The following is a 22,609-nucleotide window of genomic DNA, read 5'->3' on the forward strand; positions in this document are numbered from 1 at the left end:
CGGCTCCGGGCGGTCAGGCTTGATCCCTGCGCCGGGCGGGCTCCCCCGAAAACCCTGACGTGGTGCCGGCCGCGGTCGGCCGTAGGGTCAGGTCGTGAGCACCGGTACGGGTGCTTGTTCGCTGGTCGTCGTTGGGCGGCGCCAGCGGTCTGTCCAGGGGGCGTCCGGGGCGCCGTCGAGAACGCCACCGTCCGGGTCGTCCGGGTAGGTGGCCCGCACCGCGTCCTGCTCGGGGTGCAGGATCTCCTTGACGACGAACACGCAGAGCACCACCACAGTGGCCAGTCGCAGCGTCGAGGCCAGCACGAACACCCCCTCCGGGAAGACCGGCTTGCTGGTTGCCGCGCCGAGCAGCTCTCCGTAGAAGGCGACGAAGTAGCAAACCTCGGCGATCTGCCAGGCCAGGAACGCACCCCACTTCGGCCGGGCCAGCACGACCAGCGGAAGCAGCCAGAGCACGAACTGCTGCGACCAGACCTTGCTGAAGATGAGGAACGCCGCCACCACCAGGAAGGCGAGCTGACCCAGCCGCGGTCGGCGCGGCGCCCGCAGCGCCAGCACGGCGATACCGAGGCAGGCCAGCCCGAACAACGCGTACGAGACGGTGTTGAGGGTCGGAATGTTGGCGTTGAGCCACTCGAACGGGCCGAGGCTGGCGGGGTCGTTGCCGACCTTGCCGTCCAGGTAGCGCCCGATGTACCAGAGCGTGCCCCAGTCGATCGGTCGGGTGGTGTTCAGTTCGAAGAACCGGTCCCAGTTCTCCGGGTACGCGCGGGCGGCCGGCAGGTTGACCAGCACCACTGCCGCGATCGCCGTCCCGATGGCGATGAGCGCGGCACGAACCCGGTCGGCCCGTAGCGCCAGGATGAGGATCGGTCCGAGCAGGAAGAGCGGCCAGAGCTTCGCCGCGCCGGCCAACCCGAGCAGCACTCCGGCCACCGCCGGTCGTTTTCGAGCCCAGGCCAGCAGGCCGAAGGCGGCCAGCCCGATGGCGAGCAGGTCCCAGTTGACGGTGGCGGTGAGCACCAACGCCGGGGCGAGTGCGAACATCGCCGCGTCCCAGGGTCGTCGGCGGCGCAACGCCAGGATCACCGCCACCGTGGCCACCGCGAGCGCGCCCAGCACCAGCGCGTTGAGGTTGTAGAACCACTGGCCCTGGTTGATGCTCGGGTCGCCGTCACCGATGGCGTGCACCGGCAGGCCCAGCGCCCCCATGAAGTAGCCGGTCAGCACCGGGTACTCGACCGGGTGGTCGCGGTAGGGCACCTTGCCCTCGTTGAGCCCTTCGGCGTAGTAGAGGGCGAGGACGTCGGTGTAGCAGAACCGGGTGTACTGGACGTTGTTCTGCCAGGCGCCGTCCTGGCAGGGCGACTTCTGCACCCAGTGCAGCGCGAGCGTGAGGCACGCCATCGCCAGCACGATCCGCACGGCGGTCCAGAAGCGACGCTCCCGGCCGGCCGGCCGGTCCAGCGCTGTCGCGTGGTCGCCCAGGGGCCCGCCGATGACGCTGGAGACGCCGCGGACGAACCCGTCGGAGCGGGACGGGTGATCGGTGGTTCCGGCGTCGTCGATGCCGGGCGTCGACTGGGTGCTCATGAAGAGGCATCCTGCCGTACGACGGGGGTGCCCGTCCCGGCGCGGCGCGGAGTTCCGGGTACGAAAACGCCGCCGCCGGCCGGGACAGGTCGTCCGGCCGGCGGCGGCGTTGTGTGCTGGTGCGGGTCAGTCCCGGTTGGGTGGCAGGCTGGGCAACAGGCCTCCGCCGCCACCACCTGTGCCGCCGCCGCCGGGGTTGCCTCCTGGATTGCCGCCGGGGTTCCCGCCGGGATTGCCCCCCGGGTTACCGCCAGGGTTGTTGCCCCCAGGGTTGCAGAAGATGTCGATCAGCGGGTTACAGGGGGTGCCCTGGCCGGGCTGACCCCCCGGGTTGGGCGGCGGCGGCGGGGGTGGCGGGGCTTCACCGTTTCCGGAATCCGGATCGCCGACGTTCTGGGCCGGCGGGAAGTCGACCTTCGGTTTGCCCTTCAGCGCCTCGTCCATGAACCGCTCCCAGATGTCGCCCGGGAGGTTGCCACCACTGACCTTCCGCTTGTCCTTGAGGATGAGTGGCTTCCGGTCCTTCACGTTGCCCACCCATACCGCGGTGGCCAGCTGCGGCGTGTAACCGATCATCCAGGCGTCGCCGTTGTCCTTGCTGTCGCCCTTGAGTTCCCAGGTGCCGGTCTTGGAGGCCGCCTTGCGACCGTCGTCGAGCCGGTGGTTGACGGCGGCCGGGTAGTCCTTCAGCACGGACGTCACGTCGTCCACGACGCCCTTGTCGATTCTCCGCTTCGAGTCGAGCTTCTCGCTGTAGATCTTGTCCCACTTACCGGTGTTCGGGTTCTGCTTCTCCACCGAGTAGAGGAAGTGCGCCTTGTTGTAGACGCCCCCGTTGGCGAAGGTGGCAACACCGTTGGCGTGGTCCAGCACCGTGATCGGGTACTGGCCGTAGCCGACGACGTTGAAGAACGGCTCCGGCGTGATGTCCTTCGGGTCGGTCTTGGTCAGGTCGTAGGCCTTGGCCGGGTTGGTGTCAGTGCGCCACATGGTGGTGACGCCGGCCTGCTTGGCCATGTCGACGACCTTGTCCGCGCCGATCTCCTCGGTGACGTAGTAGAACGGCACGTTCAGGGACTTGAGCGTGGACACCCGGAGTGTGCAGGAGTTACCGCAGTCGGGGTTGTCGTCGCCTGCGTTGCTGACCTTGAACTCGGTGCCTTCCGGCGTGAAGGCCTTGCCCTTCCACCGAGACTCGAGCGCCTTCTTCTCCTTGAGCGCGGCCGCCAGGGTATAAATCTTGAAGCTTGAGCCTGGCGAATGGCCGCCGCTGATCGCACCGGTGGAGTCGGTGTTCTTGCCGGCATAGTCGGTGCCGGTGCCGTTGTCACCGCCGTAGTACGCGACGACCCGACCATTTGTGGGGTCGATCGCCACCACCGCGGCCATGAGGTTGGACGGCTGATCCGCCAACTCGGAGCCCTTGGACTTGCGCTGGGCCGTCTCGACCGCCGCGGCCTGCATCTTGGTGTCGACTGTGGTGCGGATCCGGTAACCGCCGGCCATCAGCGCCTGGGAGCACAGTGGCTTGGCGTCTGTCACCTGCTCGTCCTTCTCGACGCAGATGCCCCTGTCCCGCATCTCTTGCCGGACGTAGTTGATGACATTGCCGTACGGGGTGTCGACGCCGAAGTCGACGCCGATGCCGCCCTTCTTCGGGGCCTTGATGGCCTTCATCGGGTACTCAGCAGGCCGCGGCTCCTTGCCGGGCACACCTAGCCAGCCTTCCTTGACCATGCCATCGATCACGTAGGTCCAGCGATCCTGGGCCGCGGTCGGGTTGATCGCCGGGTCGTACCCCTGGTGGGTGGAGCTGGGTTCTGGCTGCTTGATCAGGGCCGCGAGGACGGCACCCTCGGCCGGATTGAGCTGCTTCACCGACTTGCCGAAGTAGGTCTGCGCCGCGGCCTCAATGCCATAGGCACCCCGGCCGAAGTAGATCACGTTGAGGTAGTGCTGCATGATCTGCGGCTTCGTGTACTCGTCGTTGAGCTTGGAGGCGAAGATCGCCTCCTTCACCTTCCGGGCGTACGTGTCGTCCTTCAGGTTGTCGTAGGCGTTGCGCGCGTACTGCTGGGTGATGGTGGAGGCACCCTGCTTGTCGCCGCCGGAGAGGTTGTTCCAGCCGGCGCGGGCAATGCCCTTGTAGTCCACACCGGAGTGCCGGTAGAAGTTCCGGTCCTCGGCTGCGGCCACCGCGTTCTGGACCCACTCCGGGATCTGGTCGATGGTGACCAGGGTTCGGTTCTGATCGCCCACCTTGGCGATGATCGTCTTGTTGTCGAAGGCGTACAGGGTGGTTGCCTGCGGCGGAGTGATCTCATCCGGAAGCACAACGCTGGTCGAGTAGTAGGTGAACCCGACCACGCCGATGCCGGCGAGCATGATGAAGACGGCGAACCCGGCGATCAGCAGGTTCATCCGCTTGCGCTTCTTCGCCCGCGCCGCGGCGCCGGAGTCACCCGGACCACGACCACCCCGACCGGGACCACCCGGCCCGCCAGGCCCACCGGGACCCCCAGGGCCGCCCGGCCCACCGGAGACCGGGGAAACGCTCGCCCGGGCGACCGCCGCACGGCCACCGACCGATGCGGAGCCAACGCTGGCCCGGCCTGCTGAGGCGCTGCCGACCGAGGCCGCACCGACGGCGGCGGCACCGACAGCGGCCCGACCTGCCGGTGCGCCCGGCGCCGGGGAGACCGGAACCGAGGCCCGACCGGCGCCAGCACGGCCGGCGGCCACGGCCGGCGCCGGCGACACCGGCACCGAGGCCCGACCGGCCCGGCCGGCCGCTGCCGAACCCACCGAGGCGGACCCGGCGGCCGCAGCGCCACGCGGCGGCACCGAAGCCGAACCGCCGACCGTGGCGCGACCACCGGGGGCCCGCGGCGTCACCGAGGCGCGGCCCGGGGTTGCCGCGCCGCCCTCCGAGGCTGACCAGCCGCTTCCGCCGGAGTCACCGCCGGGTCTGCGGTACGCGTCGTCCGCGCCCGGTCCGGGGTCACCGTCTGGACCCGCGTGCTGGGTCCGTCCGCGCGCAGAACTGGGATCGCCGTACGAGTTCATTCCTCACACCCTGCCGGTCGCGGTGGGGCGCGGCTGCGCCGCCACCGGGTTGCCGTGAGTTGCTTCACCCGGGACGCCAGCACGAGGGTGCCAGGTAACCGGGGTCATTGCCGTATCAATCGGGCCAATCGGACCTGCAAGCGGTCGACCGTCTCGGGTTTCGTCTACGGCCCCGAGGCCGGTCCAACCAGCTGAGATCACCGTTGCGCCTCTCGCCTCCGCCGACCGGCGCCTCCGGCGCCCGTCGCGTCCTGCTCGCTGATGCCGTCGCTGTCGCCGGTCAGACCGTCCCGGCCGAGCAGGTACTGCTCGACCAGATGGTTCCAGTCACAACCGAGGCACACCTCCACCACGAAGACCTGGAACTCACGCAGCGTCATCGCCAGCACTGGCAACTCGGTCAGTGTCCGAGCCTGGCCGGCGGACTGCTTGAGTTCGTCACCGTAAATGTAGTGGACCAGGGTCAGGTTTTCGCTCCGGCAGATCGGGCAGCGCCGGTCGGTCGGCTCACCGTGGAACCGAGCGGCGTTCTTCAGGTACGGCGACGCGTCGCAGACGTCGTACGTGCCGACCCGGCCGGCCAGGAGCTCACGCAGCACTGCTCGCTTCTGAAGCGAGTAGTCGACGACCTGGCGCTGCGTACGCATGCGGAGAAGGGTACGCGGTCCGGCCCGACCAGGCGACCACGCTCACAATCCGTGACGGCGGCATCTCGAAACGGGGGTTTGCCCTGGCCCGCACGACCCGCTAACGTGCGATGTATCGGTCCGATACATCGCGGCGGTTACCACCTCACGCCGGAGGGTAAAGAGAGGGTGGCCAGTGCTCGAGTTCGCCATCCTCGGCCTCCTGCAGGAGTCTCCGATGCACGGCTATGAGCTGCGCAAGGAGCTGACCGCCAAACTCGGCGCGATCCGGGCGGCGATCAGCTACGGCTCGCTCTATCCCACGCTACGCAGGCTCCAGGCGGCGGGATGGATCACCGAAGCTGCTGAGACACCCGCCACTGCCGAGGAGGTTCCCGCACTGACCAGCCGACGAGGTCGGGTGGTCTACAAAATCACCGCGGAAGGCAAGGAACGCTTCGCCCAACTGATCGCACAGGCCGGGCCCGAGACGTACGACGACACGGGCTTCGGGGTGCACTTCGCGTTCTTCGCCCGGACCGACCAGGCGACCCGACTGCGCATTCTGGAGGGTCGCCGCCGCAAGATCGAGGAGCGTCGCGAAGGGCTTCGTGACGTGCTGGGCCGGGCGGCCGAGCGCCTCGACGCTTACACGCTGGAACTGCAGCGCCACGGCCTTGATGCCTGTGAGCGCGAGGTCCGCTGGCTGGAGGAGCTCATCGCCAACGAGCGCTCCGGCCGAGCCCCGACGGTCCCGAACATCGGGACAGCCGGCGGCCGACGAGAAGACAACAGCCCGCCTCCGCCTGGAGAGACCAGGAATGAGCGGCCGTGACAGAAAAGAAGGAGGCAGACGCTATGGGCTCCGTCCGCGTCGCCATCGTCGGTGTGGGTAACTGCGCCTCGTCCCTGGTTCAGGGCGTCGAGTACTACCGGAACGCCAACCCGAACGACCGCGTCCCGGGTCTCATGCACGTCGCCTTCGGCGACTACCACGTCAACGCCGTGGAGTTCGTCGCGGCATTCGACGTGGACGCCAAGAAGGTGGGCATGGACCTCGCGGAGGCGATCGTCGCCAGCGAGAACAACACCATCAAGCTCTGCGACGTGCCGCCGACCGGCGTGAGCGTGCAGCGCGGTCCGACCTTCGACGGTCTGGGCCAGTACTACCGCGAGATCGTCGAGGAGTCGGACGCCACCCCGGTCGACGTGGCGCAGGCGCTGCGCGACGCGCAGGTCGACGTCGTCGTCTGCTACCTGCCGGTCGGCTCCGAGCAGGCTGCCAAGTTCTACGCCCAGGCCGCGATCGACGCCGGCTGCGCGTTCGTCAACGCCCTGCCGGTCTTCATCGCCTCCGACCCCGAGTGGGCCCAGAAGTTCACCGACGCGGGCCTGCCGATCGTCGGTGACGACATCAAGAGCCAGGTCGGCGCCACCATCGTGCACCGCGCCCTCGCGAAGCTCTTCGAGGACCGCGGCGTCGAGCTGCTGCGCACGTACCAGCTCAACTTCGGCGGCAACATGGACTTCATGAACATGCTGGAGCGCAAGCGGCTGGTCTCGAAGAAGATCTCGAAGACCCAGTCGGTCACCTCGCAGATCCCGCACGAGATGAGCAAGAGCGACGTGCACATCGGCCCGTCGGACCACGTGCCGTGGCTGGACGACCGCAAGTGGGCGTACATCCGCCTGGAGGGCCGCTCGTTCGGTGACACCCCGCTCATGGCCGAGCTCAAGCTCGAGGTGTGGGACTCGCCGAACTCGGCCGGCGTCATCATCGACGCGGTCCGGGCCGCGAAGATCGCCCTGGACCGGAAGATCGGCGGCCCGATCCTGTCGGCCTCGTCGTACTTCATGAAGTCCCCGCCGGTGCAGTACGCCGACCATGACGCCCACCAGGCCGTCGAGGAGTTCATCGCCGGTGAGGTCACGCGCTGACGCGCTGAATCATCAAGCACGTGGAAGGGCCGGGTCCGTGCGGACCCGGCCCTTCGCCGCGTTCAGCTCGACATCTCCAGGTACGGCGACAGCCGCAGCGCCAACTCGTCAACCGAGTCGACCTCGCCACTGACCAGCGCGTCGGTCAATGCCATCCGCTCCTTCGCGGGCATGTTGAGGACGAAGCCGGCCCGGCCCAGAAAGACCCGCATCGCCGCCCAACCAAGTCCCGCGTTCCAGACGTCGAGTGGTCGCCACATCATCAGGCCATGCAGAAGCGCTGCCGACTTGTCTAGCACGGTCGGATAGACGGCCCGCCCCACGAGGCGCGCATGCGGGCGTGCCGCCGCCGCGACGAGGATTCCCGCATCACGCACTCGACTCTTGGGCCCGGTCCACTCCCCAAGGAGAGTCAGTAGATCCTCGGCGTCTGGCCACGCATGATTCACCGCTCGCCCAGCATCTCGAAGAACTTGGCGTCCTCCGCGAACACCTGTCGAGCTGCCTGGCGGGTCCAGTTGTCGCGATCATGGCGGTCCAGGTACGCCTGGATCGCCACCTCCACGGTCTTGTGCATCGACCGCTGCTCAGCCTCAGCAAGCTCCTTGAGGCGCTGTTCGACTTCGGGCTTGAGCGTCAGGGTGAAGGCCATACCGAAGTTGTATAACCTTGGTTGACCGGCGTCAACTTCCAGACCAGGCGCGTCGCAGCGCGACCCCAGCCTCCAACTCCAACAACGTGACCTTGCGGGGCAGGCCCCCACCGAAGCCGACCAGCTTGCCACCCGCCCCGACGATCCGGTGACACGGCACGATCACCGGGACCGGGTTGCGGTTGCAGGCCACTCCCACCGCCCGTGCCGCCCCGGGATCCCCGACCAGGCGCGCCACCTCGCCATACGTCAGCGTCTCCCCGTACGGGATCCGCGTCATCTCCCGCCACACGGCGCGCTCGAAGTCAGAGCCGCGCGGCGCCGACACCGGGACGGTGAACGTGGTCAGCTCACCGGCGAAGTACGCCCGCAGCTCGTCGACGGCCTGCCGGGACAGCGCCTGGTCAGGCTCCTCGGTGGCCGTGTCGACCCGGCCGAAGTGCGCCCCGCAGACGCTCGTGCCGTCGGTGGCCACGGAGAACTCACCGATCGGTGCGTCGAGCACAGTCCAGCGCATCCACCCATTCTCCCCGATGCTCCTTCTGTTCCACTGGGCTGCTCACCCGGTCCGGTCGCCGGCCCACAAGGGCTCGGAGTGCCTGGACGGGCGGTGCCCGCCGGAGCCGCCCGGTAAGGGCGACGCCGACGGGCACCGAGGATCAGGCCGCGAAGGCCGATCAGACCGGGTTGAAGAAGAAGCGCTCCCCAGCCGTGAGACCGAAGTCGTCGGAAGAGTTGAAGGTCTTGTTCGGGATGAGCTGGCTGGTGCCGGCGCTGCCCGCGCTGACGGCCTGCCCGTCGATCACCGCCCGCAGCCAGATCGATCCGTCGCCCCGGTACCAGCGGAAGTCGAAGACCTCCCAGTACGAGGCGGTGGGACCTGACGCCACCAGCGGCTTACTGCCCGCACCCTCGGCGCTGACGTACTTGCCGTTGGCCAGCGAGCGGAGCGCGAAGTAGCCGAAGTCGATGTCGACCATCTCGAACTTCTCCCAGGTGCTGACCGAGGCGGCCAGCGGGATGAGCGGCTTCGAGCCCGCACCGTCGGCGGAGACGTACTTGCCGCTGGCGGCCGACCTGATGCTGACGATCGGGTTCGGCGCCTCGACGTCGAACTTCTCCCAGGTGCTCGCGCTCGGCCGGCTGGCGATCAACGCACCACCGGTGTTCGGTGCGGTCACGAACTTGCCGTTGATGGTGGCCTTCAGACTCACCGTTCCATCCGAGTTGTCGATCAGCTGGAACTTCTCCCAGGGGCCGATCGACGACCTGTCGGCGATCAACGGCTTGCTGCCCGCGCCGTCAGCCGAGACGAACTTCCCGTTGACCTTCGCCCGTAGCGCGACCAGACCGCCACCGGCGTCGACGATGTCGACCTTCTCCCACCCGCCGAGCGCCGGGCCGTTGTTGACCAGCGGCTTGCTGCCGGCACCGTCGGCCGAGACGAACTTGCCGTTGGATCGTGCCCGCAACCCGTGCGAGTCACGCTCCGGCGAGACGGCAGCCGCAACGTTCAGCAGCCGGTCCGTACCGCCCCACGGGTTGTGCACGGCACCGGCGATGCCCCTGGTGACGATGGTGTCCCGGACCTGCGCCGGGCTCCAGGTCGGATTGGCCTGGAGCAGCAGCGCCGCGGCCCCCGCGACGTGCGGGCTGGCCATCGACGTGCCGTTGAAGGACACGGAGCCGTTGCCGGTGCCGGCCGCGGCCGAGACGATGCTCATGCCCGGCGCGTAGATGTCGATGCAGCTGCCGTAGTTGGTCCACCAGGACCGGTAGTCGACCATGTCGGTCGCACCCACTGTGATCGCTGCCGACACGTTCGCCGGGGTGTAGGAGCAGGCGTCGTCATAGTCGTTGCCGGCGGCGATCGCGTAGGTCAGGCCGTTGGCGACGGAGTTGTTGATGGCGTTGGCGACGGCCTGAAAGGTGCCGGTGTCGAAGGTGCCGAGGCTCATGTTGACCACGGACGGACCGGTCTTGTGCGTGGTGGTCCAGTCGATCGCGGCGACGATGTCGTCCGTACGGGCGTTGTCGTCGCACCCGAAGACCCGCAGCGCGACGAGCTTGACCTCCTTGGCCACCCCGAACCGGGTGCCGCCAATGGTGCCCGCCACGTGGGTGCCGTGCCCGTCGCAGTCCTGGGCGACGTCGTCCCGGTCGACGAAGTCGTACCCGGAGACCGCCCGGCCACCGAAGTCCTCGTGGGCCACGTCGATGCCGGTGTCGATCACGAAGGCGGTGACACCGGCGCCCGTGTTCGGGTAGGAGTACGACCCGTTCAGCTTCGGCGAGACCTGATCGACACGGTCAAGGCCCCATGAGGGCGGCGAGGTCTGCGTCCCATTCTTCGACAGGGTCCGTACCGGCTCCACGTAGGCCACGTCCGGGTTGGTTGCCAGCCGAGCCGCCTGCTGACTGGTCATGGCTACGGAGTAGCCGTTCAGCGCCTTCTCGAAGACCTGACGGACCGTGCCGCCGTTGCTCTTCGTCAACGCCGAGGCGGCGGCCCTGCGCTGCCCTGGAGTGGCCTTCTTGTCCAGGACAACGATGTAGCTGTCCGGCACGACGGCACTGGGCTTGGCCTGGGGACGCTTGGCATGCGTGTCCGCGGCCTCCTGGCTGGGCCCCGCCGAGGAGGGGGTGGATGGTTTGGCCAGCGCGGCGCCACCGGTGCCGGCGCTGACGATGAGGGTTACGGAGGCGAGAGCAAGGCCCGCCACCGCCGAACGGCGGATGACGCCACGACGTTTCACAGATGGAACTCCCCGTGTTTCGTTGACCATCCCCCGCGGATGGTCAGACATGTTCGCCGCCAGTGTCGCATCGACGTGCACGACTGCCGGTCAGCGTCTTGCCATCGTGGACGATCGCCGGCCTGGCGCGCCTCGGCTTTTCGGTCGATACGCACCCGTGTCGTCGTCACATCGCCGACAGGACAACGGGCACCGAGACGTTGCGGGACGTCGATACCGTGCTGGTCGTGGCAACGGGGACCCTCATCTTTCTGATCATTGGCGGGGCGGGCATCGGTGTGCTCGCGCTCGCCCTGCTCGGCACCGAGCTGTTCCAGTTCGGGCACGCCGACGTGGACGGGCCGATCTCGATCGAGACGGTCGCCGGCTTCGCCGGGGCGTTCGGGTTCGGCGCGGCCATCGTCAACGAACTGCTCGGTGCGCGTACACCTGGCATGGTCGTCGGGGCGGTGGCCGGCGGCGTGCTCGCGGCCGTGCCCACCGCCTGGCTGGCGTCCCGGCTGAGTCGGGCGGCGCGGAACATGCGCACCGACCCCACCCCGACCCGCGACGACCTGGTCGGCGCGCTGGGCCTGGTTGTCACCCCGGTGCCGGCCAACGGGTACGGCGAGGTCCGCATTCGCCTCGCCGGCCAACCGGTCAAGCTCAGCGCCCGCGCGGACCAGCCGATCCCGATCGGCGCACAGGTCTTCGTCGTGCAGGCGCTCAGTGAGACCAGCGTGCACGTAGAGACCTACTGACCTCACCCTCATAGACGGGACTCCTCATATGGCCCTACTCATCGCCATCGGTGGCGCGGTCCTCCTCGCGCTCATCCTGGTGCTCTTCGTGCTCTCCCGGATCAAGGTGGCCGGCCCGAACGAGGCGTTCATCGTCACCGGTCGCAAGGGCCGCACCACCCAGACCGCCGACGGCGGGCGGTCCACCGACAACTCCGGTCAGAAGGTCGTGCTGGGCGCCTCGGTCTTCGTGCTGCCGGTGGTGCAGAAGCTCCAGTCGCTCGACCTGTCCAGCCGGCGGATCGACGTCGGCATCCGGGGCGCCGTCAGCAAGCAGGGCATCCGCGCCGACCTGCACGGCGTGGCGATCGTCAAGGTCGGCGGCACCGAGGACGCGATCCGGGCCGCCGCACAACGGTTCCTGCACCAGCAGGACGAGATCGACAACTTCACCCGCGAGGTGCTGGCCGGCGCGCTGCGCTCGATCGTCGGCCGGCTCACCGTCGAGGAGGTCATCCGGGACCGGGCGGCGTTCGCCAGCGCGGTCGCCGAGGAGGCCGAGCACTCGATGACCAACCAGGGTCTGGTGTTGGACACCTTTCAGCTCCAGGACATCCTCGCCGAAGGCTCCTACCTTCAGGACCTGGGCCGCCCCGAGGCCGCCCGGGTGCTGAAGGACGCGGCGATCGCCGAGGCCCGGGCCCGGCAGCAGGCAGAGCAGGAGCGGCTGCTCGCCGAGGAGGCCATCGCCGAGGCGAACCGCAACCTGGCTCTCAAGCAGGCCGGCATCCAGGCCGAGATCGACGCGGCGAAGGCGAAGTCCGCGGCGGCCGGACCGCTCGCCCAGGCCGAGCGGGACCAGGCGATCCTCTCCGAACAGCAGAAGGTGGCCGAGCGCAACGCCGAACTCAAGCAGCGCCAACTCGACACCGAGGTTCGCAAGCCGGCCGACGCGGCCCGGTACAAGGTGGAGCAGGAGGCCGAGGCGTCCCGCAACGCGGCGGTGCTGCACGCCGACGCGCAGCGCCAGTCCGTCATCGCCGCAGCGCAGGCCTCCGCCGAGCAGGCCCGCCTCACCGGTGAGGGTGAGCGGGCCCGACGGGCCGCGCTCGCCGAGGCCAACGCCATCGAGGGTGCCAAGGAGGGTGAGGCCGAGCAGCGGCGACGCTCCGCCATTGCCGAGGCGGTGGAGCGGGAAGGCCAGGCCGAGGCCGCGGCCATCCTCGCCAAGGGTGAGGCCGAGGCCGACGCGATGGCGCGCAAGGCCGAGGCGTTCGCCGCGTACGGAGAGGCAGCCGTGCTGGACCTGCTGGTCAAGGTCCTGCCGCAGGTGGTCGAGGCGGCCAGCGCGCCGATCGGGGCGATCGACAAGATGACAGTCATCTCCACCGACGGCGCGTCGTCGCTCACGAAGTCGGTGGCCGGCAACGTGGCTCAGGGCCTCCAGCTCGGCAGCGACCTCACCGGGATCGACCTGCCCGGCCTGCTGGCACGGCTCGGTGCCGGACGGACCGACGCCACCGCGCCGGCAACCGGGGTCGGCACGGTGGACGGCAGCACCGTCTCGCGCTGAGCCCGAGGGACCGGCCGACCGTCAAGGCTCTGGCCGGCACCGGATGACCCACGAACGGCCGGCGCCCGCCAGCACCGCCTCCCGAGGGAGGGGTGCCGGCGGGCGCCGGTGGTAATTCCGTGGCTGATTCAGGCGAGGTTCATGACGAAGCGCTCGCCCGCCGAGAGGCCGAAGTCCGGAGCCCAGAAGTCGAAGTCCTTGTTCGGGATCAGCTGGCTGGTGCCGGCGCTGCCGGCACTGACCGCCTGCCCGTCGACGTTCGCGTAGATCCAGCCCGACCCGTCCGTGGCACCGACACCCCGGTGCCAGAAGGTGAAGGCCTCCCAGGCATCGATTCCGGTGGCCGAGGCAAGCATCGGCTTCGATCCGGCACCGGTCGCCGAGACCCACTTGCCGTTGGCCAACGAACGCATGCCGAAGTAGCCGTAGTAGTCCAGGTCGAACAGCTCGAACTTCTCCCACGTGCTGACCGTCGCGGCCACCGGGATCAGCGGCTTGCTCCCGGCACCGTCAGCGGAGACGTACTTGCCGCTGGCGGCCGACTTGAAGCTGACGATCAGGTTCGTCTCGAGGTCGAACTTCTCCCAGGTGCTGGCGTTCGCCGCGCTGGCGATCAGCGGGCCACCGTTGCTGGGCGCACTGACGTACTTGTTGTTGACAGTGGCCTTCAGGCTCACCGTGCCGTCGATGTTGTGAACCAGCTGGAACCTCTCCCACGTGCTCACCGACGCGGCTGCGGCGATCAGTGGCTTGCTGCCAGCACCGTTGGCGCTGACGTACTTACCGTTGACGTTCGCCCGCAGTGCGACAAGGCCGCTGCCGGCGTCGACGATGTCGAGCTTCTCCCAGCCGCCCAGCACTGGGCCGACGGCGGCCAGAGGCTTGCTGCCCGCACCGTCAGCCGAGACGAAATAGCCGTTGGAACGCGCCAGCAGGCCGTGCGAGGTACGCGCGGGAGAGAGGGCCGACGCGACGTTGAGCAGACGGTCCACCCCGCCCTGCGGGTTCAGCACAGCGCCGGCGAGCCCCCGGGTCACGATCGTGTTGCGCACCTGCGACGGCGACCACGTCGGGTTCGACTGAAGCAGCAGCGCAGCGGCTCCGGCCACGTGCGGCGCCGCCATCGAGGTCCCGCTGAAGGCCACCGACCCGTCGGTGGTCCCGCTTGCCGCCGAGACGATGTCCACGCCCGGAGCCCAGACGTCGACACACGGGCCGTAGTTCGAATCGAAGTATTCGGTCGAGGCCCGACGGTCGATCCTGTCGGTGGCTCCGACGGTGATCGCCGCCGACACCTCGGCCGGGGTGTACGAGCAGGCATCGTCCGCTTCGTTGCCGGCGGCCACCGCGTAGGTGAGACCGGTAGCGATGGAGTTGCTGACCGCGTTGGAGATCGCCGGGTCCTCCGGCCCGCCGAGGCTCATGTTGACCACGGCAGGCTTCTGCGCATTGGCGGTCACCCAGTCGATCCCGGCCAGGACCTGCTCGGTGGTGCCAGAGCCATCGCAGTCGAGGACCCGGACGGCGACCAGGTTGACGGCCTTGGCCACGCCGTACTTCGTGCCGCCGACTGTGCCCGCCACGTGCGTGCCGTGACCGTTGCAGTCCTGCGCCACATTGTCCTGGTCGATCGCGTCGTAGCCGTTCGAGGCACGGCCACCGAAGTCGCTGTGGCTGATGTCGATGCCGGTGTCCACGATGTACGCCTTCACCCCGGCACCGGTGGTGGGGTAGGTGTAGCTTCCACTCAGCTTGGGCGAAACCTGGTCGATCCGGTCCAGGCCCCACGAGGGTGGCGCGCTCTGCGTTCCGCTCTTGTGGAAGCGGATCACCGGCTGCACGGATGCGACATCCGGGTCGGCGGCCAGCCGGCCGGCCTGCTTCGCGGTCATCGCGGCGGAGTAGCCGTTGAGGGCGTTGCTGTACGTCCGACGGACGCTGCCGCCGTTCTCCTTGGCCAGAGCCGAAGCGGCGGCCTTGATTTTCGCCGGGGTGGTCTTCTTGTCCTTGAGGACCACGATGTAGCGATCCGGTACGACCTCGGCGGGCTTGGCCTTGTCCAACCGGCCGTCCTGCTTGGGGGCCGTCAACTTGCTTGCGGGCTTCGGCGCCAGCGGAGCGGACGGTTCGGCCATGGCGGCCCCACCGGTCGCGGCGCTGACGATGATGGTTGCGGAGGCGAGAGCAAGGCTCGCCACCGCCGAGCGGCGTATCACGCCACGGCGTTTCACTAGGTGATCTCCCCGTTTGGTCGTCGCCCGTCCAATCCGGACGACCGGACGGGCGGTGGGGTCGGCGGCGGTGTCGATGCACCGGTAGCCGACGGACGCCCAGACATCATGGACGACGATGAAAGCGCTACACCTCAGCCATTCGGTCGATCCGCTGGCGTTTCGTCGTCGACCAGACAGCTGTGGCCTGCGTCGTCCTTCATCGACGTCGGCCACGTCCTGCAGTGACGGCTCCCGCCACCTCACGTCAGATCGCGCTGCCTGACCAGCCTTGAAGTGAGCGCGTCAGCCGAGGATGCCCTCGGCGCGGGCCCAGCGCAGCAGCTCCGCCTCGGCGGCGTCGCGGTCCAGCGGGCCGTGCTCGAGGCGTTGCTCCTTGAGGTGCTTCCAGGCCCGCCCGACCACCGGCCCCGGCGGTACGCCGAGCAGCTCCATGATCGCGTTGCCGTCCAGGTCGGGTCGAACCCGCGCCAGGTCTTCCTCGGCCGCGATCCGGGCGATCCGATCCTCCAGCGCGTCGTAGTCGGCCGCGAGCTGGGCGGCCTTGCGCCGGTTGCGGGTCGTGCAGTCGGAGCGGGTCAACTTGTGCAGGCGGGGCAGCAGGTCACCGGCGTCGGCGACGTAGCGGCGCACCGCCGAGTCGGTCCACTCGCCCCGCCCGTACCCGTAAAAGCGCAGGTGCAGCGCGACCAGCGCGGTCACCTGCGCGGTGACGTCCTTGGGGTAACGCATCGCCTTCATCCGGGCCTTGGTCAGCCGGGCGCCGACCACCTCGTGGTGGTGGAAGCTGACCCGGCCGTCGGACCCGACCGCCTTCGTGGCCGGCTTGCCGGCGTCGTGCAGGAGGGCGGCCATCCGCAGGATGAAGTCGCAGCCTTCCTCCTCGTAGGAGACCGCGTTCTCGACGACCGTCAACGTGTGCTCGTAGACGTCCTTGTGCTGGGCGTGTTCGTCGATCTCCAGCTTCAGCCCGGTCAGCTCCGGCAGGAACCGCTCGGCCAGCCCGGTGTCGACCAGCAGCCGCAGCCCGGTGATCGGGTCCGCGCCACAGAGCAGTTTGGTGAACTCGTCGCGGATCCGCTCGGCGGTGATCCGGTCCAGGTCGGCGGCCATCTCGGTCATCGCCAGGTGCACGTCCGGGTGGACGGCGAAGCGCAGCTGCGCGGCGAACCGGGCGGCCCGCAGCATCCGCAGCGGGTCGTCGCCGAACGACTCACCAGGAGTGCTCGGGGTACGGATCACCTTGGCCGAGAGATCGTCCAGCCCACCGTGCGGGTCGGTGAACCGGTGGTCCGGCAGGCTGACCGCCATCGCGTTGATCGTGAAGTCGCGCCGCTTCAGGTCCTCGTCGAGGCTGGTGCCGTACACCACCACCGGGTTGCGGCTGACCTGGTCGTACGACTCCGCACGGAAAGTGGTGATCTCCAGTCGGAGGCCGTCGCGCTGAGCGCCGATGGTGCCGAACTCCCGACCGGTCTCCCAGATCGACTCGGCCCAGCCCTTGATGATCCGCAGGGTCTCGTCGGGGTGCGCGTCGGTGCAGAAGTCGAGGTCGTCCCCGAGTCGACCGAGCAGGGCATCCCGCACCGAACCGCCCACCAGGTGCAACTCGTGACCGGCGCGGACGAAGCGGCGGCCCAACTCGTCGGCGACCGGGGACACCCGGAGCAGTTCGGCGACGGCGTTGCGCTGCGCGGCGGTGAGTTCGCGGCGGTCGGCGGCGTGAGGAGCGGAGGCTTCGGACATGGGATCGCCAGCTTATCGGGCCGGGGTGTGATCCGATCCGCCGGGCGCGGGTAACGGGTGGGGGTTGACTATGGTCTGTGGCGTGCGGGTCGGTGTCCGACTCGACGTACCCCTGGGAGGCTGGAGATGAGCGGCGGGCTCTACCGCAGCGCCAACGCCACGCCGGACGGTAACGTGCCGCCGGCTGACGGGGCGATCTTCATCTCCGCGGAGCCGCTGAACCAGCCTGCGGCGGAGGCGACGGCACCCCCGCCCGAGGTCGTCGGCGAGACCAGCGCCGCCGCCAACAGCGCGGTAATGGCTGTCGGCAGTCTGGTGAGCCGGGGCACCGGCTTCATCCGGAATCTGATGATCGGCGCCGCCCTCGGCAACCTGATCGGCAACGCCTACACGACAGCCATCTTCCTCCCCAACCAGGTGTACGAGTTCCTGCTCGGCGGGGTGCTGACCAGCGTGCTGATCCCGGTGCTGGTCCGTCGGCGCAAGAGCGACGCGGACCGGGGTGAGGCGTACGCCCAACGGTTGCTCAGCCTCGCGGTGCTGGCGTTGGCGGTGGCGGCCCTGATCGCCGTGGCGTCGGCGTCCTGGCTGACAGCCATCTACGCCAGCGGTAAGGACGAGGCCTACACCACACTGATCACACGCCTGTCGTGGCTGATCCTGCCGATGCTGTTCTTCACCGGCGTCAGCGCGCTGATCGCAGCGGTGCTGAACACCCGGGGTCACTTCGCCGCGCCGATGTGGGCCCCCATCCTCAACAACCTGGTGGTCATCGGCGTCTTCGGTCTCTACATCCTGGTCTACGGGGCGAAGGGGCTACAGCCGTCGGAGATGGACGCCGGCCGGATCCTGCTGGTCGGTGGTGGCACCCTGCTCGGCGTGGCGGTGCAGACCGCCGGGCTGTTGCCAGCGCTGCGCAAGGTCGGCTTCCGCTGGAAGTGGCGGTTCGACTTCCGCGAGCTGGGGCTGCGCGAGCTGGCCCAGCTCGGGGCCTGGATGTTCTGCTACGTGGCGGTCAACCAGCTCGGCCTCTTCGTGGTGGTCAATCTCCTCACCCGGGCCGCGGGCACGGACCAGGCCGGCATCCTGATCTACAACAACGTCTTCCTGCTGCTGATGATGGCCCACGGCATCATCGCCGTCTCGATCATCACCGCGCTGATGCCCCGGATGGCAGCCGCCGCAGCCGACGGGCGGTTCCACGACGTCACCGCAGACCTCTCCCGAGGTGTCCGGATGGTGTCGGCGGTCCTCGCGCCGATCGCGGTCTGCTACGCGGTGCTGTCCATTCCGATCTCGGTGGTCGTCTTCCGGTACGGCGCCTTCAGCGCCGAGAACGCGACAGCCACGTCCACCGTGCTGCTGTTTGCCGCAATCGCCCTGGTGCCGTTCGCGATCAGCCAGCTCTTCACCTTTGCCTTCTACGCCCTACCGGACACCCGAACCCCGGCCCTGATCAACATTCCGGTGGTGGCGCTGCGGGTCGGCGTACAGATCGTGCTGTTCGCTGCGTTCGCCGCGCACTTCGCGGCAGCCGGAATGATGATCGGCAACGCGGTCTCCTACGTGGCGGCGGCGGTAGCGTCCGCCTGGTTGCTCCGGCCTCGGGTCGGCCGGATCGGCCTGGGCGCCATCATGCGTACCCTCGGCCGGGTCGTGGTCGCCGCACTCGGCGCGGCGCTGGTCGGATGGTTGGTGATCACCCTGCTGCCCGGCGGCGACGAGCCGAGCTGGATCGAGGCGGCAACCCAGCTCGTGATCGGTGGTGTGGTGATCGGCGGGACCTACCTGGGTCTGGCCATGCTGCTGAGGATCGGCGAGATCACCGAGGTGGTCGGGATGGTTCGCCGCCGCCTCGGTCGCTGAGTGGCAGCATCCGATTACAACAAGTTGACACTCATACGGATCGTGACTACGGATCACCAGGCTGGGGATGCGCCTGTGGATAACTCCGCGATTCGCCGGTCAACCGCCGCTTCGGCCTGTGGATAACCAACCGTACGGCTGAGGGTGGCGACCCGATCGGTGGGAACGTACGAGGCAGCGCGAGCGCCACGCCAGCCCAGCCCCGGCGTCGGTCACTTGCGGTGAAGCCGTAGATTAGCTAGTACATGTGCCAGCAACGTGGCTGACAACGGTCGTAACCGGACGAGCTCTTCGACAGCCGGAACCCCGCCAGGTACGGCGGGAAGATGACATGTCGGAGAGACGGGCAACCCGGGTAAGGTCGCTCTCGACGGGTACGGCAGGGGCCGACGCTGGGCGTCGACACCGGTCGGCCGGTTCCTTCAACGGCAGAGCGGGAAGCCACATGCCCAGCAGTTCGGGTTCATCGATCGACACGATCACCGAGGGAGGACGGGTGACCCAGGTCGGCGAGGGTCAGGAGGCGGACGAAAGCGCTCCTCCGGTCATGACCTTCGGTGCTCCCACGGCCGGTGAAGTCCTCGCCGAGCGGTACGAACTGGTTGAGCACATCAACAACGACAGTGCGGGTCGGCTGGTCTGGCGCGGGGTCGATGTCATCCTGCGCCGTCCCGTTGCCGTGGTGCTGCGTTACCCGGGTGGCGACTCCGCCACCGAGATGCTTCAGGCCGCCGTCGCGGCCAGCCGGGTCATCCACCCCAACCTGGTCGGCGTCTACGACGCGATCGACGAGGCCGACCGGGCGTACGTGGTGCGCGAGTGGGTCGACGGGCAGTCCCTGCGGGACCTGGCGACCGACGGCCCCCTGGACCCGGCTCGGGCCACCGCGATCGGCAACGCCGTCGCGAGCGCGCTCGCCGCGGTGCACGCCACCGGCATGGTGCACGGCAACGTCCACCCCGGCACCGTCATGATCAGCGATGAGGGCCGGGTGGTCCTGGCCGACGCCCGCACCGACGGCGCCGACAGCCAGGAGAACGACATCCGGGCGGTCGGCGGGGTCCTCTACTTTGCGCTGACCGGCTCCTGGCCGCACGCCGAGGCACCACTGCACGGCGCCACCGCCGGCCACGGCCGCGCCGCCATCCCGGACGCTGTTCGGGACGCCGGGGGTGCCATCGCGGCACCGCGCCAGGTTCGGGCGGGCGTTCCGGCGTACCTGGACGACCTGACCATGGACCTGCTCGATGCCGAGATCGCGCCGCCGTCCTCGGACGTGCTCGCCGCGGAATTGGCGCGACTGGACGTGCCGGCCGAGGATGAGCACTACCTCGACAACAGCGGGCCGCTGCGGTTCGCCGCCGAAACCGGGGAAGAGCCGTCGCCACTGGCCGCGGCCGGGGGTCGCAAGGTCGCCGTCGGCATCGCTGGTCTGCTGGCCGTCGCTCTGGTCGGTCTGCTGATCGGGATCATCGCGTTGGGCGGCGACGACAAGGACCCGCAGTCCAATCCGGTCGCCGCGCCGACCTCCAGTGCCCCCGCCGGCGACGCCACCCCGGCCGCCGCGACGGCCCGCAAGCTGACCGTGAAGGACGTCCGGATCATCGACCCGGAAAGCAAGGACCGCAGCGAGGTCGACGGCGCCGAGAAGGTCATCGACGGTGACGAGGACAAGGGCTGGGAGACCGAGACCTACCGGGACCGGCCCAACTTCGGCAACCTGAAGAAGGGCATGGGCGTCTGGATCGACCTCGGCCAGCCGCACACAGTCAAGTCGGTGCAGGCAGTGCTGTCGGCCACCAACGCGTCCGCCCAGTTGTTCGCCGGCACGACCAACCCGGAGTCCAGCTCCAGCGGTGACAAGCAGTTGGTCGCGAGCTACAAGACCGCCATCGGCCAGCCGTTCGAGGACCACGACGGCACCACCATGACGTTCAACGGCTTCGACGTCGACCAGAAATACCAGTACCTGCTGTTCTGGATCACCGAGTTGCCTCCGTCCGAGGGTGGGTTCAAGCTGGGCGTGCAGGAGATTACGGTCCAGGGGTCGTGAGCCGAGCACCACGATCCGGGCACCGCTTTCACTGGACGCGGTGATGGACGGGCGCGCCGCCGCAAGAGACCTGGAGTTGCTGCGCGCGCACGTCGCCGGAGACCGGGACGCCTTCACCGAACTGTTCCACCGGCACCGGGACCGGCTGTGGGCGGTGGCCCTGCGGACGCTCGGCGACCGCGAGGAGGCAGCCGACGCACTCCAGGACGCCCTGCTATCGGCGCATCGGGCGGCGGCCCGCTTCCGCGGCGACTCCGCCGTCACCACCTGGCTGCACCGGATCGTGGTCAACGCCTGCCTGGACCGGATCCGACGCCGGCAGGCGCACCCCACAGTGCCGCTGCCGGACGGCAACCGGGCCGACGACGGATCGGGCACCGGCGGGCTCGAGCCGGCGGCACCAGTTGTGGACCACGACACAGTGCTGGTGGTCCGCGAGGCGCTCGCCGCGCTGCCCCTTGAGCAACGCGCCGCGCTGGTGCTGGTCGACGTGCAGGGCTATCCGGTCGCCGAGGTCGCCCGCATCCTCGGCGTCGCCGAGGGCACTGTGAAGAGCCGGTGTGCCCGGGGCCGGGCGCGGCTGGCTGTGCTGCTCGGGCATCTCCGCCCCGCCGCCGTCGCGACGCCTTCGGCCCGACCGGACCCCACCGCCCCGATCACGGGCGTGCCCGGCGTCACGCCGGGGAACCCCGGCCCGGTGGAGGGCGTCGGATCGGGGTCAGGTCGATACCGGCGGGACGCCAACCAGGAGGACACGTGACGACCGAGGGGTTCCGGGAGGTCGACGTCGACCTCCTCGCTGACTACCTCGGCGGGGCGTTGGACGGCACCCCGCAGCAGGACGAGGTCGCCCAACTGGTCTCCGCGGACCCGTCCTGGGCCGAGGCGTACGCGATGCTGGCCCCCGCCGTGACCGAGGTTCGGACGGACCTGACCCGCTGGGCCGAGCCGTCCCCGGAGATGCCGTCGGCGATCACCGACCGCCTCCTGGCCGCGTTCGCCTCCGCAGAGCCGACCGACACCTCGACCGAGGAGGCACCCGCCGACGCTGGGACGCCGTTTGTCGTACCGGCGCAGGGCGGGGCCGGTCGCCGGCCTGCCATGCCCACGCCCGGCGGTGCGGGGCGCCAGGCGTCCATCGGTCCGGGCCGCCGCCAGCGCGGCTGGGCCCGCCGTGGCGCACCCGTGGCCGCCGCCGCGATCGCCGTCATCGCCGTCGCGCTGGGCCTCAACCAGCTCTCGATGCGGGCGTCGGACGACTCCGCCGGCACCAACGCCATGAACCAGCCGGCCAGCGCGCCGGAGGGCGTCGCGGGGGCCGGGACGGCCCGCACCACCGGGCCGGCACTGCGCAGTGGTACGAACTACACCCCGCAGACCCTCGGCAACGCCTACGGCACGGACGCGCCAGGCACACCGGCCACCAGCCGGGCGACCGGCAACACCCCGAGCGAGCAGCCGAAGGTGGATGCCGAGGGCGACCGCCGTCCCTCTCCCGACGGGTCGGACCAGCTGGCCCGGCTGACCGACGAGGCGGCGCTGACCAGCTGTCTGGCCAGCATCGCTACGGAGCACGGATCGGCCCCACTGGTGGTCGAGGTGATCGACTACGCACGGTTCCAGGGCGATCAGGGGCTGGTCATCCATTTCACCGACGCGACCGGCGCCCGGTGGGCCTGGGTGAGTGGCCCGGAGTGCGGAGTGCCTGGGTCCGGCTCGGACAGCCGGTATTCGGCGCGGGTAGGGTGAATCCACGGTCAATGGCACGATGACCCCCCACGTGACCT

General features: G+C 69.3%; 17 protein-coding genes. 8 read left to right on the top strand and 9 right to left on the bottom strand.

Going from position 1 to position 22,609, the window contains the following annotated elements; translation table 11 throughout:
* Positions 1-87: 87 nt before the first annotated feature.
* From FB453_RS18520 to FB453_RS18530, 3 genes are all read right to left on the bottom strand, one after another.
* On the bottom strand, positions 88-1,596 hold the full coding sequence (locus FB453_RS18520) for a glycosyltransferase 87 family protein (RefSeq protein ID WP_145791878.1): 1,509 nt from the start codon (positions 1,594-1,596) through the stop codon (positions 88-90).
* A gap of 126 nt (positions 1,597-1,722) precedes the next feature.
* Entirely contained in the window at positions 1,723-4,662 is a 2,940-nt protein-coding gene (locus FB453_RS18525; protein WP_145791880.1) for a transglycosylase domain-containing protein, read from the bottom strand.
* A 197-nt stretch (positions 4,663-4,859) separates the two neighbouring features.
* The gene (locus FB453_RS18530) at positions 4,860-5,309 is read right to left on the bottom strand and encodes a DUF5318 domain-containing protein (RefSeq protein WP_145791882.1); all 450 of its coding nucleotides are present in this window, start codon (positions 5,307-5,309) and stop codon (positions 4,860-4,862) included.
* A gap of 175 nt (positions 5,310-5,484) precedes the next feature.
* Here FB453_RS18530 and FB453_RS18535 point away from each other — a divergent pair, with 175 nt between their 5' ends.
* Positions 5,485-6,123: a PadR family transcriptional regulator gene (locus tag FB453_RS18535; protein WP_030331823.1), complete on the top strand. Its 639-nt coding sequence runs from the start codon at positions 5,485-5,487 to the stop codon at positions 6,121-6,123.
* Between the two features lie 23 nt (positions 6,124-6,146).
* Positions 6,147-7,226, top strand: a complete 1,080-nt coding sequence (locus FB453_RS18540; protein ID WP_145791885.1) for an inositol-3-phosphate synthase — start codon at positions 6,147-6,149, stop codon at positions 7,224-7,226.
* A gap of 62 nt (positions 7,227-7,288) precedes the next feature.
* On the opposite strand, the gene FB453_RS18545 is transcribed toward FB453_RS18540, so the two are convergent.
* The 4 genes from FB453_RS18545 to FB453_RS18560 all read right to left on the bottom strand — a co-directional run bounded on the left by FB453_RS18545 (position 7,289) and on the right by FB453_RS18560 (position 10,634).
* Positions 7,289-7,489, bottom strand: coding sequence for a hypothetical protein (locus FB453_RS18545; RefSeq protein ID WP_145791887.1), 201 nt, complete (start codon positions 7,487-7,489; stop codon positions 7,289-7,291).
* A gap of 182 nt (positions 7,490-7,671) precedes the next feature.
* Positions 7,672-7,878 (bottom strand): ribbon-helix-helix domain-containing protein, encoded by a 207-nt coding sequence (locus FB453_RS18550; RefSeq protein ID WP_145791889.1) that lies wholly within the window; start codon positions 7,876-7,878, stop codon positions 7,672-7,674.
* Positions 7,879-7,909: 31 nt separating this feature from the next.
* A complete protein-coding gene (locus tag FB453_RS18555; RefSeq protein WP_145791891.1) occupies positions 7,910-8,395 on the bottom strand; it encodes a methylated-DNA--[protein]-cysteine S-methyltransferase in 486 nt (161 codons plus the stop codon).
* Positions 8,396-8,555: 160 nt separating this feature from the next.
* Positions 8,556-10,634 carry a S8 family serine peptidase gene (locus FB453_RS18560; protein ID WP_145791894.1) on the bottom strand — a complete coding sequence of 693 codons (2,079 nt, stop codon included), beginning with the start codon at positions 10,632-10,634 and terminating at the stop codon, positions 8,556-8,558.
* Between the two features lie 218 nt (positions 10,635-10,852).
* On the opposite strand from FB453_RS18560, the gene FB453_RS18565 reads away from it, so the two are divergent.
* Positions 10,853-11,374, top strand: coding sequence for a hypothetical protein (locus tag FB453_RS18565; RefSeq protein ID WP_486480336.1), 522 nt, complete (start codon positions 10,853-10,855; stop codon positions 11,372-11,374).
* Between the two features lie 28 nt (positions 11,375-11,402).
* Positions 11,403-12,926 carry an SPFH domain-containing protein gene (locus tag FB453_RS18570; RefSeq protein ID WP_145791898.1) on the top strand — a complete coding sequence of 508 codons (1,524 nt, stop codon included), beginning with the start codon at positions 11,403-11,405 and terminating at the stop codon, positions 12,924-12,926.
* A gap of 128 nt (positions 12,927-13,054) precedes the next feature.
* Here FB453_RS18570 and FB453_RS18575 read toward each other — a convergent pair whose 3' ends face one another.
* Positions 13,055-15,373 (bottom strand): S8 family serine peptidase, encoded by a 2,319-nt coding sequence (locus tag FB453_RS18575; protein WP_486480330.1) that lies wholly within the window; start codon positions 15,371-15,373, stop codon positions 13,055-13,057.
* 69 nt (positions 15,374-15,442) lie between these two features.
* Positions 15,443-16,903 carry a CCA tRNA nucleotidyltransferase gene (locus tag FB453_RS18580; RefSeq protein ID WP_145791900.1) on the bottom strand — a complete coding sequence of 487 codons (1,461 nt, stop codon included), beginning with the start codon at positions 16,901-16,903 and terminating at the stop codon, positions 15,443-15,445.
* Between the two features lie 126 nt (positions 16,904-17,029).
* Between FB453_RS18580 and murJ the strand changes: the two genes are divergently transcribed.
* The 4 genes from murJ (at position 17,030) to FB453_RS18600 (ending at position 22,571) form a co-directional block, all read left to right on the top strand.
* A complete protein-coding gene (gene murJ, locus FB453_RS18585) occupies positions 17,030-18,769 on the top strand; it encodes a murein biosynthesis integral membrane protein MurJ (RefSeq protein WP_145791903.1) in 1,740 nt (579 codons plus the stop codon).
* A gap of 445 nt (positions 18,770-19,214) precedes the next feature.
* Entirely contained in the window at positions 19,215-20,822 is a 1,608-nt protein-coding gene (locus FB453_RS18590) for a protein kinase family protein (RefSeq protein ID WP_145791905.1), read from the top strand.
* Between the two features lie 43 nt (positions 20,823-20,865).
* Positions 20,866-21,582 (top strand): RNA polymerase sigma factor SigM, encoded by a 717-nt coding sequence (sigM, locus tag FB453_RS18595; protein WP_145792150.1) that lies wholly within the window; start codon positions 20,866-20,868, stop codon positions 21,580-21,582.
* Positions 21,579-22,571, top strand: a complete 993-nt coding sequence (locus FB453_RS18600) for a hypothetical protein (protein ID WP_145791907.1) — start codon at positions 21,579-21,581, stop codon at positions 22,569-22,571. Before sigM ends, FB453_RS18600 begins: the two co-directional genes overlap by 4 nt.
* Positions 22,572-22,609: the final 38 nt, after the last annotated feature.

The sequence above is a fragment of the Micromonospora sp. CNZ322 genome (assembly GCF_007827755.1).